This is a genomic window from Deltaproteobacteria bacterium HGW-Deltaproteobacteria-4 (assembly GCA_002841765.1).
In the GTDB taxonomy this organism is placed as follows: Bacteria; Desulfobacterota; Desulfuromonadia; order Desulfuromonadales; family UBA2197; genus UBA2197.
This window is the reverse complement of sequence record PHAV01000002.1, coordinates 87,568-103,313: the sequence shown is the minus strand read 5'-3', so window position 1 is coordinate 103,313 and position 15,746 is coordinate 87,568. Positions and strand designations below refer to the sequence as shown.

Sequence of the window (15,746 nt, the reverse complement as noted above, 5' to 3'; positions counted from 1 at the left end):
AAAAGCGTTTTGCATATAGCATGGAGCACCGCAGAGTGTCCATATTTTTCAGGGGGAGCCGCCGGGTAAACCCCTCTATTTCGGCAGTAATTCCTTACCGATGCTGTAGGCGATCCCGACCTTTTCCCCCAACCCCCAGTATTCGCGAATGCCTCCGAGATAAACGAGGGGATCGATCACCGCAGTGTCGTAGCCACCCTCACGACAGGCCGCTGCAGCAATGTGGATTTCGAGAACTTCCCCGAGAATCAGGCGATAATCACCGATGGCAACTTCATTCGTTACCCGGCATTCAAGGTTCAAGGGGGACTCGGCGAGGATCGGGGCGACGACGTGCAATGCGGCCGTCGGAGTAAGATCGGTCGCTGCCAGCTTATCGACATCACGTCCGGAGACGAGACCGCAATAGTCGCCGGCCACCGCCTGGCTGCTCGGGATGACATTGACCGTAAAGACGCCACTCTGCTGAATATTGGCATAAGTCTGCCGGCCGTGATGGAGAGAGAGGGCGATTGTCGGGGGAGTCTTACTCACCATCGATACCCAGGATGCGGTCATAATATCAATCGTCCCCTCCCTGTCTACACTGACGATCCAGGTCGCAGGCTGGGGAAAGAAGGTAATACCGGGGCCGAGGGTCTTTTTGTCTTTATCCATCCGTTCCTCTCTCTCTGAAAAATTTTTTACCTCCTCAAGGGAGGAAGAAGGTCCAAAATGACACAGCTTTTGAAAGAGGAAGATCCTCATTCAGGACTGCCTCAAATTTTTGCCTGAGCTTATCCTGACGGCCCGCCTTACTAATCAGGATATTCAGATGTTTGGTAGAGTTAAGCCACTGTTGTGCCTTGCTTTGAGCTGCATAAACCTCATGAAATTTTTCGTTCAATCGTTCTTGATAGCGCGCCAGGAAGCTTGCATCAAAACGTTTACTGGCCAAAGCTTCCGCAGCAACTATCCCCGCCAACTCACCACTCTCTAACGCCTTGCCGACCCCGGCACCGAAGAGGGGGGAAGAACTCCCCGCCGCTTCGCCGGTCACGAGAAGTCCATCCGCATAAAGTTTAGCGTTAACCAGACCTGTACGCAGGACTGAACTGCACGGCGTGCCGATCATATCCTCCTGCCCGACAATTTTTGCGGAAACAGGATAAAAGCGGGACAGATACTCCAGGCGATTTAGAAGATATTGTTGATCAGGACGTTCGGGCGGCGTGAGGAAATGCCCGCAACCGATGCTATATTGGCGCTCCGGCAGGGGACACATCCAAAAAAATCCCGGAGCAATAGCCGGATGGCAGGCGATGCGCAATGTCGTATCGCCTGGGTTGTCATAATCCCGGTAGTAGGCACGAATCGCCACGGCGGTCGGCGCCTCAACCTCAACCAGGCCAAAACGCTGCATTGTCTCAGGACGGGCTCCGGAGGCGAGAATGACCAGCGGTGCGAATATTTCTGTCACCCCCCCATCACGACGGCAGCGTACACCGCAAAGCTGGCCGTCAGAGGAGCGGATGGGTTCAAGAACCTCGCCGCGCCATAACTCGACACCGCAAGCACGAAGACGCTCATGAAGAAGGGCATGCAGATCGGGTCTTTTTAAGGACAGGGAGCGAACCGCAAGTTCGACCTCAACGCCATTGGGGGCAGTGATATGCAGTGTGTCCAGGGTTTTGCTAACAGCGGCAAGAGCATCTGCAACGCCGAAACGGCTCAGAGCACGCAAAGCATCAGGGAGAAGGGCATCACCACAAGCCTTGACTTGCGGCAACGCCAAACGTTCAATCAGAACGACGGCATGTCCTTGTCCGGCAAGATGGAGGGCGGCGGCACAGCCGGCAGGACCAGCACCGACAATGATGACATCGCTGCGGATCAAAGACATCCGTGGAAGGCCTCTCCTTCTTCGTCTCCGAAGGCATTACTGAGGAGCGCAAACTCGCTGAGACTCAAGGTTTCACCACGACGCCTGCCGTCAATGGCGGTCGCAGCCAGAACAGCATCGATGCGGGCAGTGGTGAAACCGGCACCACCCAAGGCGTTGCGCAAGGTTTTACGGCGCTGGCCGAAAGCCCCTTTGACGACCCGACGAAAGGTTGCGTAATCGTCGAGGGCTACACGTGCAGCGGGGAGCGGATCGAGCTGAACAACGATCGAGTGAACCTTCGGCGCCGGGTGGAAAGCGCCGGGTGGGACGATCACCACCTTGCGAACGTCGAACCAGAGCTGGCAGAAGACCGAAAGGACACCATAATCCTTCCCGCCCGGCGGAGCACAGATGCGGTCGCCGACCTCCTTTTGAAACATCAGCACCAGCCGTTTGAAGAGATCCCGCTCTTCGATCATCTTGAAGAGGATCGGCGTCGAAATATTGTAGGGCAGGTTGGCGGCAAGAATGTAGGGGGGAGCCGGAAAGAGAGTGCGCCAGTTCAGGCCAAGCGCATCACCGGCATGAAGATGCAGGCGTGGATCGGGGCGCTGCTGCCAGAAGGAGATGAGATCTTTATCGATCTCGATAATGTTGACTTCCCGCGCCCGCGCCAAAAGATCCTTGGTAAGGGCGCCGAGACCTGGGCCGATTTCGATGACCCGATCCTCCTCGCCAATAGCCGCGGCAGCGATGATTTCCGCCACCACCTGGCGATCCTGCAAAAAATTCTGCCCGTAACTCTTCTTGGTGCGAAAGCGGTCCTGCCCCGCTTCATACTGCGTCTCCATCAGACTACCTGCTTTCCGACCCGATCCAGGGGCCAGCTCGCCAGAGCGTTAAGATCCAGCCCGCCATGATCGCCGCGCTGCAGATAAAAATCGCCGGCAACGCCGAGCATCGCGGCATTATCGGCACAAAGGGACATCGACGGGAAAAAGACCTCGTGATGGTATTGCGACGCGACTTCATGAAAACGCTGGCGCAGACCGCTGTTACAGGCAACGCCGCCGCAGACAACGATGCGCGACAGCTCGTGATCCAAGGCCGCACGCAGGGTTTTGCGGGTGAGGACATCGACAACCGCGGCCTGAAAGGAGGCGCAGAGGTCATTGAGAGCGCTCCCCTCTACCGTCCCCCCGACTTGACGCAGATGAGTGGCGACCGCGGTCTTCATACCGCTGAAACTGAAGTCGACACTATCTTTGCGGGGCAGCGGACGCGGAAAATCGATCGCCTGCGGATTCCCCGTCTTTGCCAGTTGATCGATGCGGGCTCCGCCGGGGTAAGGAAGCCCGAGCATCTTGGCGACCTTGTCAAAGGCTTCGCCGGCAGCATCGTCAATCGTCCGGCCGAGGGTCGTATAGGCACCGATGCCGTCGACCCGGTAAAGGTGCGTATGTCCGCCGGAGACGGCCAGAGCCAGATAAGGAAAGGCTACGGGCTGTTCAAGTTGAATGGCGAGGAGATGTCCTTCGATGTGATGAACGCCGCAGAACGGAATCTGCCGGGCAAAGGCAAGGGACTTGGCGTAGGCAAGACCGACCAGGAGGGCCCCGACCAGACCGGGGCCACGGGTGACAGCGATCCCCTGTATCTCCTCGAGGGTGTGGCCGGCCTTTTCCAGAGCGGCATCGACCACCGGGATGATCGCTGCCAGATGCTGACGGGATGCAATTTCCGGTACCACGCCGCCGAAACGGGCGTGAATGTCAACCTGGGTGGCGACGATACTGGATAAGATCGTGCGGCCGTCACGAATGACGGCGGCAGCAGTTTCGTCGCAGGAACTTTCTATGCAAAGGAGGAGCATGTCGCCGAGAGGACCTCATGTAGAGGCAGGGGCACGGCGGGCCGTGCCCCTGCTGTGCAGGAAATTTTTACAGTAAATTAGCAGCCATCTCGGCCAGGGGTGAACGTTCCCCCTTGGTGAGGGTCATATGACCGGCGATCGCTTGATCCTTGAACTTTTCGACCGCATAGGAAAGACCATTGCTCGAAGCATCGACGTAAGGGTTGTCGATCTGGTAGGGATCGCCAGTGAGAACAATCTTTGTCCCCTCCCCGGCCCGGGTAATGATCGTTTTGATTTCGTGCGGCGTCAGGTTCTGGGCTTCGTCGACAATCATGTACTGCTTCGGAATCGAGCGGCCGCGAATATAGGTCAACGGCTCGATTTCGAGGATGCCCATGTCGATAAGTTCTTTGTAACCGCGCTTGCGCTTGCCCCGTTCTTCAACACTGCCCAGGAGGAGTTCGACATTATCAAAGATCGGCTGCATCCACGGCGCCAGCTTCTCTTCGACATCACCGGGGAGAAAACCGAGATCACGCCCCATCGGGAAGACCGGCCGGGAAACGAGGAGGCGACTGTAGACCGCTTCATCCGAAACCTTGAGGAGTCCGGCGGCAATCGCCAGGAGAGTCTTGCCGGTGCCAGCCTTGCCGACCAGCGTCACCACCTGAATCTCGTTGTTAAGGAGAATATCGAGGGCAAACTGTTGTTCACGATTACGCGGCTGAATCCCCCAGATCCCTTCCTTGGGGGCCCGGCTCAATGCAACTATGCGTCCGCTCGGCGCATGAAAACGTCCAATCCCGGTATGGTTGAGGTTGGCAGAGTCAATGAGGGTAACACATTCATTCGCCCGATAGTCGTTGCCGATCTCAATGTAACCCTGACCATAAAAACGATCGACAATCTCCTTATCTACCATGACCTCGGCCTGACCGGAATAAAGTTCGTCAATCGGTACTTTGCCGGTTTCATAATCTTCCGCCGTAAGGCCAATGACATCCGCCTTGATACGCAAGTTCGTGTCTTTGGTGACGAAGACGACCGGACACTCGCAACTCTTCATCAAATCGGCGGCTACGGCAAGGATCCGGTTATCCGCCTGTTCGCCGCGCAGCTCCAAGGGCAGACGATGCAGGGCGTCATCAGTGCAGAGAACCACTTTCAGCTGGCCGCCCCCCTCCAATGGCACCCCTTCCATCAGCCGGTTTTTTTCCCTGAAGCCGTCAAGAATGCGGGAAACCTGCCGGGCGTTCCGTCCCGTTTCATTGAGATCTTTCTTGAAACGATCGATCTCTTCGATCACCGTCATCGGGATAACAACATCATTATCTTCAAAACGTAAAAGGGCCTGAGCATCGTGGAGCAGAACATTGGTATCAAGGACATAGGTCTTTTTCATAGCAGCCTCCGCAAAGGGATAAAAGCATCAACTTTATTACGAACGCAATCAAGAACTTCCAAACTTTCCGGAATTCAACGAAGCATCGAAACCCTGACAGACCATGACGGAGTTAACCATCAGTTTTTGCTGGAAATTGTGGCGACAGCGGCGATGAACTCTTCGATCTCCTCCGGAGAATTCATCATACCGGGGCTGACCCTTACAGTCCCGACCGGATAGGTGCCGATGGCACGGTGCGCGTCAGGAGCGCAGTGCAATCCGGCCCGAACACAGATGGAAAACTCTTGATCGAGACGAAAAGCGACCGTAGAAGGATCGAGTCCCTTGATATTAAAGGAGAGGACCCCGCCGCATTGCGCTGCATCGCCCGGTCCGTAGAGAACGAGGTCGGGGAGAGCCGCCAGGCCGGCCAAAAGTCGGCTCATGCACTTGATTTCATGTTCTCTGATTGCAGCAAGACCGACTTCCTCCAACCAGGCGATCCCAGCCGTCAACCCGGCCAGACCCGGTGTATTCGGAGTGCCACTCTCCAGGCGTTCGGGCATCACCTCTGGCATCAGATCAGAGTGTGAGTTGGCGCCGGTGCCGCCGTAAAGAAGAGGGACCAGTTCCAACCCCGGGCGCACATACAAAAAACCGCTTCCGACCGGACCATAGAGCCCTTTGTGCCCCGGTGCGGCGAGGAGGTCGATACCGAGGGTCTCAACGTCGATCGGCAGCAGTCCGGCACTCTGCGCTGCATCGACGAGGAGAGTGACGCCATGATTGCGGCACCACGGCCCGATGGTCACAAGATCCTGAATTGTTCCGGTGACGTTAGAGATATGGCCAAGAACCGCCAGCGCCGTCGGGGCGACGGCACAAGCCCGACAAAAATCTTCTGCAGAAACAAAACCATACCGGTCAGCCGCCACCTTGACAACCTCGACACCGCGCTCTTGCAGAGCCCGCAACGGACGCGCCACGGCATTGTGCTCCATATTCGTCGTCACCACCCGGTCGCCTGGCTGCAAAAAGCCGAAGAGCGCAAGATTGATCGCTTCAGTTGCATTACTGGTAAAAGCAATACGACTCGAATCGCTTATCCCGAAGAAGTTGGCCACCGCCTCACGCGCGGTAAAGACGATGCGACTGGCATCAAGGGAGAGCTGATGTCCGCCCCGCCCCGGATTGCCGCCGGCTTGGCGTAAGGCCTCATCGATGCGGCAATAGACCGCTTCCGGTTTAGGGAAGGAGGTGGCGGCGTTATCGAGATAAATTGCCATAACGTTTAATCACATCCATTTCGCAAAGAAGAACTGCAAGCGGAACAGTAGACGCGGTTCTTTCCTTCCCGCTTGGCCCGATAAAGTTGGTCGTCTGCCTCTTTGAACAGCGCATCGCCGGTTCCGTCATGAGGATAGGAAGCAACGCCGATGCTCACCGTCACCCCCTCCGGGGCGATACCGGCAAGGGCTTCCTGCGTGCCGGCAATAATGCCCAGTCGCAAGCGCTCGGCAGCGACCAGTGCCTGCTCTAGATTCGTTTCAGTAAGAATAGCAATGAATTCCTCCCCTCCGTAACGGAAAGAATAATCACAGGTGCGCAGGACAGATTGCAAGGTCCTGGCGACGGCAATCAGGGCTTTGTCCCCGACGGGATGACCATGGCGATCATTAAAAAGCTTGAAATCGTCAACATCGATCATCACCAACGACAAAGGTTTTTCATAACGGATGGCACGAACCATCTCTTCGTCAAAGCTTTCCAGAAAGTGACGGTGGTTGTACAAACCGGTCAAGCCATCGGTGCAAGCAAGAAGATGAGTTTTAACATGCAGTCGCGCATTGTCGATACTCATGGTGGCAAAAGAGGCGAGGATGGAGAGCATATGCAGACGCATCGGCGTGAAAGTGCGGGGGACAAAATCATCAAGATAAAGGATACCGATGATCTTTTTCTGCATCTTCAGGGGGACGGCAATCAGCGAACAAATCCCTTCCCCGATCGTCAAGGGATTTTTAAAAAACGCTTCCCCTTGCGTATCTTCAACAACAAAGAACTGCCCCTCGCTGAGGATCCGATGGGTCAGTCCGCCCGGAGTGACTTCCCAGCTCGACCTTGAAGTCAGTGCTTCGCTTAAACCGATATGAGCGTGCAGTGCAAGTTTGTTAATAGACTCATCATATAAAGCAATACTCCCGGCAGGCATATCCATGATGCCCATAGCACTACAGAGAATATTATGGAGAACTTCGTCCAGATCGAGTGAAGAGACAACGACCTGTGCCACAGAAAGAACCTCGCGCAGACCATTCAACTCTTCGTCAGTAAATTCATCCTGGTTCAGTACATTTTCGCGCCCGGTAAACCGCCTGATGCTCAATGTAAGCCCTCACTTTCCAGGAAGCATATAAAGACAACCACCGCCAACAACTTTACATGGATCGACTGCTTAAAATTTATGAATTACTAACACATCCAATCATGAATGCAAAGAGTCAAATCGCCAGAGGAGAAGGTAGAAACCCCCGTTCCCCCTTGTGATCGCTGCAACAAATTTTTCGATTTTTTTACGACTCCCATCTTGACACGCACGACATATTGTGGTTTAACTCTTGCCACCATACACCATCTAGTGTCATTCAACGAAAACATAAAATAGCTCTAAGTTATTGAATCCTCAAAGGGAGGGCCCATTTCATGCCCGCAAAGACGACCGAAACGACCACCAGCCTTTCAAAAAATGCCATCACTGTCCTTGAGCGCCGTTACCTCAAACGTGATCTCGACGGCAAGCCGACCGAGACCCCGGCCGCGATGTTCCGCCGCGTCGCCGAAGCGATTGCCGGCGCCGAGACCAAACTCAAGACCGGCGTCGATGCCAAGGCGCTCGCCGACGAATTCTACCGGATGATGACCTCCCTCGAGTTCCTCCCCAATTCGCCGACGCTAATGAATGCCGGCCGCGAACTCGGCCAACTCTCCGCCTGTTTCGTCCTGCCGGTCGGCGACTCGATGGAGGAGATCTTTGAAGCGATCAAGCAGACCGCCCTCATCCACAAAAGCGGCGGCGGCACCGGCTTCTCCTTTTCACGCATCCGCCCCGCCAACGACGTTGTCCAGTCGACGAGCGGCGTCTCCAGCGGCCCCCTCTCCTTCATGAAGGTCTTTGATGCCGCCACCGAAACGATCAAGCAGGGCGGCACCCGGCGCGGCGCCAACATGGGGATTCTCCGTGTCGACCATCCCGATATCATGGATTTTATCATGTGCAAGCGGGATCAGACCGTCCTCACCAACTTCAACATCTCCGTCGGTATGACTGAAGCCTTTATGGAAGCGGTCGAGAAAGATGCCGACTACCAGCTCGTCAACCCCCGCAACAAAGCCGATGGCCGCACCCTCCCCGCCCGCAAGGTCTTCGAACATATCGTCGAACTCGCCTGGAGCAACGGTGAGCCGGGGATCATCTTCCTCGACCGCCTCAACCGCGACAACCCGACGCCGCTGGTCGGCGAATTCGAAGCGACCAATCCTTGCGGCGAGCAACCCCTCCTCCCTTATGAAAGCTGCAACCTCGGCTCGATCAACCTCGCCCTGATGCTTAAAGGGAACCAGGTCGACTGGGATCGTCTCCGCAAGACCGTGCGCAGCGCCGCCCGCTTCCTCGACAACGTCATCGAAGTCAACAACTACCCGATCCCGCAGATCGACAAGATGACCCGCGCCAATCGCAAGATCGGCCTCGGCGTCATGGGCTGGGCGGATATGCTGATCATGCTGAACATCCCCTACAACTCGCAGGAAGGGGTGGAACTCGGCGAGAAGGTGATGAAGTTCATCACCGACGAAGCGCGGATCATGTCGCAGGAACTCGCTACCGAGCGCGGCGCTTTCCCCAACTTCAAAGGGAGCACCTTCGACAAGAAGGGGAGCAAGCCGGTACGCAACGCCACCAGCTCGACCATCGCCCCGACCGGCACCATCTCGATCATCGCCAACTCCTCCAGCGGCATCGAGCCCCTCTTCGCCGTCAGCTACGTCCGCCAGGTCCTCGATAACGACATCCTCGTCGAGGTTAACCCCCTCTTCGAAAAGATCGCCCGCGAGCGCGGCTTCTATTCGCCGGAACTGATGAAACTCATCGCCCAGCACGGTACGGTCAAGGATATCGACCAGGTCCCCGAGGACATCCGCCGCATCTTCGTCACTTCCCACGACATCACCCCGGAAGACCACATTCGCATGCAGGCGGCCTTCCAGAGATACACCGACAACGCCGTCTCCAAGACCGTCAACTTCTGCAACACCGCCACCAAGGAGGATGTCGCCACCGTCTACCGCCTCGCTTATCAGCAGGGGTGTAAAGGTGTGACGATCTACCGCGACGGTTCCCGCGACATGCAGGTCCTCTCGGTCGGCAAGAAGGACACCCCGGCCGAAGCCGCTGTCCCGGTCGAAGTCCAGAAGACCGGCCGCAAACGCGACCGTCCCCGCGCCCTCAAAGGCTCCACCTACCAGATGGAGACCGGCTGCGGCCCCCTCTACATCACTATCAACGAGGATAACGCCGGCCTCTTCGAAGTCTTCACCACCATGGGCAAGGCCGGCGGCTGTGCCTCCAGCCAGTGCGAAGCGATCGGCCGCCTCGTCTCCCTCGCCTGGCGCTCCGGCGTCCAGGCCCGCCAGACGGTCAAACAGCTGATCGGCATCAGCTGCCACAAACCGGCCGGTTTCGGCGACAACCGCATCACCAGCTGTTCCGACGCCGTTGCCCGGGCGATCATGATGCACGTCCAGGCGCACGAAGAAGGAATGGAAGGGACCATCCACTCCCAGAACGGCGGGGCCTGCCCCGAATGCGGCGGCGTCGTCGAGCACGAAGGCGGCTGTTGTGTGTGCCATGCTTGTGGCTACAGCGAGTGCGCGTAAGGTGAAGACGGAGGGGGAGAGGAAGCGAAAGATGCTGGATTAAAATGATGCGGGGCAGATCGGTGACAAGCCGGACTGCCCCGCTTTTGTGTGTGACCGGCCGAACCCTCCCCCCCATTCAACAACTTTACGTGTTCCCGTAGGGGCGACCCGGCGGGTCGCCCGGTTCCACGCCGCTGATTTGTTTTCGTAGGGGCGGACCGCGTCCGCCCGCTTGGCGCCGTCGACCTGCCGCCTTTGCCGGTGATTCGCCCATGCCCGGTGATTCGCCCATGCCCGGTGATTCGTAGGGGCGACCCGGTGGGTCGCCCGGTTTTGACTAGGAGTTACAACTCAAATGAAAAATAACCCGATTATCATTGAATCATTCTCGCTAGCCGGGTATCGAAGCTTCGGCAAGAATATTCAGCGCTTTGACACCCTTTCAAAAATCAACCTATTCATAGGTCAAAACAACAGCGGAAAATCCAACATCCTTAGATTTATTCATGATATCTATCCTCTCCTTTCACAGGGGCAGGCGATTAAATTCAATCCCCTTGATCGACACCTACCAACTGGTGCAAATTTTGTAGTTGGCTTGGCTGTTTCGTTGAAAATCGATGACCTTGGTAACCATGCAGATTTCAACCAGAAAATAACATCGAAATTCCCAGAAAATGTCAGAGGAACTCAAGCACCTGGCTACGCACTTCGCGTATTTCAAAAGAAGTCTGAATCAGATGAGAGTAAGTATGTTTGGTTTGACTTTGGTAACGACTTAAAACTTATTGATTCCTCATGGAAAATGACATTCGACATCCTGGAAGACAGAGAAATTAATAGTTTATGGAAAGCATTGACTGGACAAAGCGGCGGGGGAAGAGAACAGCACTGGTATCCAGAATCGATTAGAAGATTAGCTCCTAATTTCACCGCTATTAATTCCGTAATGATCCCAGCTATCAGAAAAGTCGGGAACAAAGGTTCAATATCCGAAGATTTTAGCGGCGAAGGAATTATCGAACGCTTGGTCAGACTGCAAAATCCGGATGTTCTCAAGCAGGAAGATCGTAATAAATTTAAAAGTATCAATAGATTTTTGCGGAACGTGCTAGACAACGAGACGGCAACCATAGAAATACCCCATGAAAGAGACACCATTCTCGTTCACATGGATGGAAAAACTCTCCCTCTTGAATCACTGGGAACCGGAATTCATGAAGTGATAATCTTGGCGGCAGCAGCTACCATCCTTGAAAACACAGCAATATGTATGGAGGAGCCAGAGCTTCATTTAAATCCCATCCTGCAAAAAAAACTCGTTAGATATTTGCTTGAATCCACAAAAAATCAGTATTTTATCACCACGCATTCAGCGGCTCTTATGGACACGCCAAATGCCGAAATCTACCACATAAATTTGGAGCAAGGTGAATCAAGGGCGCGAAGAGCGACCTCTGACAGACACAAGTCAGAAGTATGTGAAAACCTTGGCTATCATCCATCCGATTTATTGCAAGCAAATTGCATCATCTGGGTCGAAGGCCCGTCAGATCGAATCTACCTTAATTCTTGGATTCACTTTGTTTCACCAGCGCTGATAGAAGGCATCCATTATTCCATTATGTTCTATGGGGGGCGTTTGGCATCTCATCTGTCTGCCGACGACATGGACGAAATGGTCGAAGATTTTATTTCGCTCCGACGCTTAAATAGAAGGTCAGTAATTCTCATCGATAGTGACAAAGAAAAACCAAAGTCGAGAATAAACGCCACAAAGACGCGTCTATCTCAAGAGTTCAATGCTGGCCCTGGCTATGCCTGGATCACAGATGGAAGAGAGATAGAAAACTACCTTCCGCCAGATCAGATAAGAGCCGCTATAAACGAGACGAAGCCTTCAGCACGAATCAATTCTAGCTTTGAGAAATATGCAAATACGCTTTCGATAATTACTAAGGGCGGGGATAAAGCTCAAGCTTCAAAGGTTGATGTAGCAAAACACATCACGAAAAAATTCGAACCAAATTTCGATATCCTAGACCTTAAAAAGCAAGTCTTAAAACTAATTTCTTTCATCAAGGAATCGAACCCAATTATTCATCCCGGCGGCTAAAATGAATTAAATGGGGGGGCTTTTAGTACAAACCGGGCGACCCACCGGGTCGCCCCTACGACACCAACCAAGCGGGCGCATGCAATGCGCCCCTACAGCAAACATCACCTCGCGCCTGCACGCCAACTTATCACCGAGGTTGCCATGCTCATCTTCCGCGTCACCCAAAAACTCGCCACCAAGCTCAAGATCGCCCCGACGGTCGCCCTCCCCCGCGCCGCCGACCCCCTGACCGACTGGACCGCCAACCTCTTTGTCGCCGACCGCTGCCAGTACATCATCGTCACCAACAGCGCCACCCTCTATTCGGTGATCTTCCCCGGACGCGGCATCACCAAACCCGAGCATTTCATCGAACGCGCCTACGAGGCCCTGGTAAGACAGATGATCAAGGACGGTTGCGGCGCACTCTTCAAGGAACGGATCATCCCGGCCGGGGACGAGGTCGTCTTCATCAAGACCGGCGACCGCAAGGTCATGGGCTCGATCAACGACCTTGTCCGCTGCGCCCAAGCCCATATTGAATACGGCGGTGACACGCCGGAGGAGACGTCGGATAAAATCGTCGAGACCCCGATGGGGGCGCTGAAATATGGCCGGCCACGGGATGAAATGCGCACCCTGGCCGATCCGCCGCCAGCGCCGCCCTAGCCTGACAATGTCATCCCCTTTCGACGGAAAGGGTAATCCAAACTGGGCGACCCACCGGGTCGCCCCTACGACACCAACCAGACGGGCGCATGCAATGCGCCCCTACGGTACAACGAGGGACAGAATCTTTAATGATCATCATGGAGGGGGTTCCATGCCGCAGCCATCTGACTTACAGCACCGTCGCTCCATCCGCCTGCGCGACTATGATTACGCCGCTAACGGGGCGTACTTTGTGACCCTCTGTACGCACGGTAAGACCTGCCGCTTCGGGGCGGTGGTCGATGGCGAGATGCAGCTAAATGAATCAGGGGAGATGGTACGGGACGAATGGCTGCGGACCGCTGAAGTTCGGCCACAGGTGGTTTTGGATGCCTTTGTCATTATGCCGAATCATCTGCACGGCATTATTTTGATCGATCACCCCGTAGGGGCGACCCGGTGGGTCGCCCGATCAACGTCCTCCGATTGCGACAACCGGGCGACCCACCGGGTCGCCCCTACGCCCGGCCCAGCGACGGGGTCGTTGGGCGCGATGATCGGACAATTCAAGGCCGCGGTGACCCGCCGGCTCAATGCGACAGGCGGGGTGAACGGGGCTCTCTGGCAACGCAACTATTACGAACACGTCATCCGCAACCAAGCTGATTTCGAAGCAATTCGCGATTATATCGAGGCCAATCCGGCGCGCTGGGCCGAGGATGAATACCGATAGATTTTTTTGGGCGAAATCAAAGACGTCAGCCCTTGACAATGAACAAAGGACGGATCGCAGATAACGACAGGAGAAATAAGATGCAGGACGCATTGAATGATCTGGAGGGGGCCAAAATTCTCGGTCGGAAACAGGCGGCACTGCTGCGCCGCATCTACAGCCGCGAACTCTTTTCGGTGCACTGGGAACTACGGCTCCTCCTTTATGCCGGCATCCTCATTCTCACCACCGGCCTCGGCCTGCTCATCGCCAAACACTTCGCCTCCATCGGCCACCTCGCCCTGCTCGCGGCCATCGCCCTGGGATGCGCGGGCTGCTTCATCTATTGCCTGCGCCACGGCGGCGGCTTTGTAGCCGCGCGACTGCCGGCCCCCGATGCAGCCTACGACTACATCCTACTTCTCGGCTGCCTCCTCCTCGGCTCCCTGCAGGGCTACCTCGAACTCCGTTACCAGCTCCTCGCCCAGGACTGGAGCTGGTGGCTCCTCGGCTCCGGCCTTTTCTACCTCCTGGCCGCCTACTACTTCGACAACCGCCTCGTCCTCTCCCTCGCCCTTACCACTCTCGGAGCCTGGCTCGGCGTCAAGACCAGCCTGCTTACCGGGGGGATGTGGGAGGGCGCGCTGCGGGGGAACGCCCTCGGCTTCGGCGCCACGGTGATCGCCGCGGGCGCGGCCCAGGTTCGGCTGAACTGGAAGAGCCACTTCCTCCCCGTGCATCTGCACCTGGGGATCAACATCCTGTTCGCCGCGCTGGTCGCGGGGGTCGGCTCCCGGAGCATGGGGCTACTCTACCTCGTTGGCATCCTGCTGAGCGCTGCGGGGAGCGCCCTCTACTCCCAGCGCACCCGCAGCTTCGCCTTTCTCCTCTACGCCGTGTTGTACGCCTATCTGGGGGTCACCATCTTCGTGCTGGAGCGCGGCCGCTGGCAGGCAGAAGGGATCCTCTTCTACTTTCTGATCACGGCGACGGCCCTGATCTCGGCGCTAGTGGCCTTTCACCGCCGCTTCCGGAGCGCCGAATGATCGCCCTCTATGCGCAAGGTGAGAAGCGGGTTCAGGTGGTCGAGGAGTCCCGGCGCTGGGAGGAGGCGGGACTGATCTCGCCAGCCCAGGCCACGGCAGTACGGGAACGCTATCGTCCCGAACTGGTGCGGGTGAACCTTTTCATCCGCATCCTGTTGGCGTTCTTCACTGCCATCGGCGTGGTGGCTCTGATAGCCCTCCCGGCCGTGCTCCTTCGTGTAGAGCAGACCGGCATGACGCTCCTCTTTCTGCTCTTTGTCCCCCTGTGCGCCTGGGTGGCGGATCATCAGCTCATTCAGGGCCGCCGTCTTTACCGCTGCGGCGCTGAAGAGATACTGCTATTTATGGCCGTCGTCTTTTTGGCGCTGGCAATCGGCATCCCCTCCCACGATTGGGGACGAAGTGTGGAACGCCTGAGTTGGCTGGCAGCCCACGGCGTCTTCCTGATCGGTGCCACCCTGCTGGCGATCCGCTACGGCTATGCCCTGGCGGCGCTGGGGGCGGTGGTGGCCCTTGCCGCCCTCCCCTTCCATCTCGCCGAGGCGCTGCACTGGTACCGGCCGGGGTGGAGTCGGGTGGTCCTCTTCCTCCTGTTAAGCACGCTGGGGATCTGGGCACAGCAACAGCTCGGCCGCCGGGGAACTCTGCCACGGGGCACCATCTGGTGCCTGGAGACGGTGCGTCTCACCGTCCTGGCGGGGATCTACCTGGACGTGAACCTACTCGCCCACCGCCTGCTCTGGCTGGACTGGCTCGGCTGGATGCCGGGAGCAAGAGGCGGCTACTGGTCCGCCCCCTGGGTTGATCCTCTCTGCGCCGCGCTCACCGCCCTCCTCCCCGTCGCTGCCCTGGGGCTGGGGATCGTCCACCGGGATCGGGCGCTTCTTTGGTACGGAGTCTTCACCGGCACCGCCTCGATCCTCACCCTCAAATACTTCTACCACCTCGGCTATCTCGCCGAGCAGCTGACGATCGCCGGCCTTGTCCTCGGCGGGCTCGCCTTCGGCCTGCTGCGCTGGCTGCGCCGCGGTGCGGAGCGGCGCCGGGGAGCCTTCACCGCCGAGCCGTTGCTGGAGCCCCGTCTCTACGGCCTGGATGCCGAAGCCCTGGCGGCGATGCAGCCTCTGGCGCCAACGCCGAAGGAGGCCCCGAGCGGAGGCTTCCAGGGGGGCGATGGCGAATTTCGCGGCGGTGGAGCCTCCGCCAGTTATTAAACGTT

The 15,746-nt window shown here is 56.8% G+C and carries 13 protein-coding genes; 6 read left to right on the top strand and 7 right to left on the bottom strand.

The genetic code is table 11. The annotated features are described in order from the left end of the window. Nucleotides 1-75 precede the first annotated feature (75 nt). The 7 genes from CVU69_01880 to CVU69_01850 all read right to left on the bottom strand — a co-directional run bounded on the left by CVU69_01880 (nt 76) and on the right by CVU69_01850 (nt 7,453). Nucleotides 76-747, bottom strand: a complete 672-nt coding sequence (locus tag CVU69_01880) for a flavoredoxin (protein PKN13446.1) — start codon at nt 745-747, stop codon at nt 76-78. Then, nucleotides 692-1,882, bottom strand: coding sequence for a hypothetical protein (locus CVU69_01875; GenBank protein ID PKN13445.1), 1,191 nt, complete (start codon nt 1,880-1,882; stop codon nt 692-694). The genes CVU69_01880 and CVU69_01875 overlap by 56 nt, the downstream gene beginning before the upstream one ends. Continuing rightward, entirely contained in the window at nt 1,873-2,715 is an 843-nt protein-coding gene (locus tag CVU69_01870) for a ribosomal RNA small subunit methyltransferase A (protein ID PKN13444.1), read from the bottom strand. The genes CVU69_01875 and CVU69_01870 overlap by 10 nt, the downstream gene beginning before the upstream one ends. After that, complete coding sequence (gene tsaD, locus CVU69_01865; GenBank protein PKN13443.1) at nt 2,715-3,737, bottom strand: tRNA (adenosine(37)-N6)-threonylcarbamoyltransferase complex transferase subunit TsaD; 1,023 nt, start codon at nt 3,735-3,737, stop codon at nt 2,715-2,717. Before tsaD ends, CVU69_01870 begins: the two co-directional genes overlap by 1 nt. A gap of 67 nt (nt 3,738-3,804) precedes the next feature. Beyond that, nucleotides 3,805-5,121 carry a phosphate starvation-inducible protein PhoH gene (locus CVU69_01860; GenBank protein PKN13442.1) on the bottom strand — a complete coding sequence of 439 codons (1,317 nt, stop codon included), beginning with the start codon at nt 5,119-5,121 and terminating at the stop codon, nt 3,805-3,807. A 119-nt stretch (nt 5,122-5,240) separates the two neighbouring features. Continuing rightward, a complete protein-coding gene (locus tag CVU69_01855; GenBank protein PKN13441.1) occupies nt 5,241-6,389 on the bottom strand; it encodes a cysteine desulfurase in 1,149 nt (382 codons plus the stop codon). A 5-nt stretch (nt 6,390-6,394) separates the two neighbouring features. Beyond that, entirely contained in the window at nt 6,395-7,453 is a 1,059-nt protein-coding gene (locus tag CVU69_01850) for a GGDEF domain-containing protein (GenBank protein PKN13589.1), read from the bottom strand. A gap of 353 nt (nt 7,454-7,806) precedes the next feature. Between CVU69_01850 and CVU69_01845 the strand changes: the two genes are divergently transcribed. From CVU69_01845 to CVU69_01820, 6 genes are all read left to right on the top strand, one after another. Then, a complete protein-coding gene (locus CVU69_01845) occupies nt 7,807-10,038 on the top strand; it encodes a ribonucleoside-diphosphate reductase, adenosylcobalamin-dependent (protein PKN13440.1) in 2,232 nt (743 codons plus the stop codon). 352 nt (nt 10,039-10,390) lie between these two features. Then, a complete protein-coding gene (locus CVU69_01840) occupies nt 10,391-12,136 on the top strand; it encodes a hypothetical protein (protein PKN13588.1) in 1,746 nt (581 codons plus the stop codon). Nucleotides 12,137-12,220: 84 nt separating this feature from the next. Continuing rightward, entirely contained in the window at nt 12,221-12,787 is a 567-nt protein-coding gene (locus CVU69_01835; protein ID PKN13439.1) for a hypothetical protein, read from the top strand. A gap of 154 nt (nt 12,788-12,941) precedes the next feature. After that, a complete protein-coding gene (locus CVU69_01830; protein ID PKN13438.1) occupies nt 12,942-13,502 on the top strand; it encodes a transposase in 561 nt (186 codons plus the stop codon). Between the two features lie 38 nt (nt 13,503-13,540). After that, a complete protein-coding gene (locus tag CVU69_01825; GenBank protein PKN13437.1) occupies nt 13,541-14,527 on the top strand; it encodes a hypothetical protein in 987 nt (328 codons plus the stop codon). Further along, nucleotides 14,524-15,741 (top strand): hypothetical protein, encoded by a 1,218-nt coding sequence (locus CVU69_01820; GenBank protein ID PKN13436.1) that lies wholly within the window; start codon nt 14,524-14,526, stop codon nt 15,739-15,741. Before CVU69_01825 ends, CVU69_01820 begins: the two co-directional genes overlap by 4 nt. Nucleotides 15,742-15,746 lie beyond the last annotated feature (5 nt).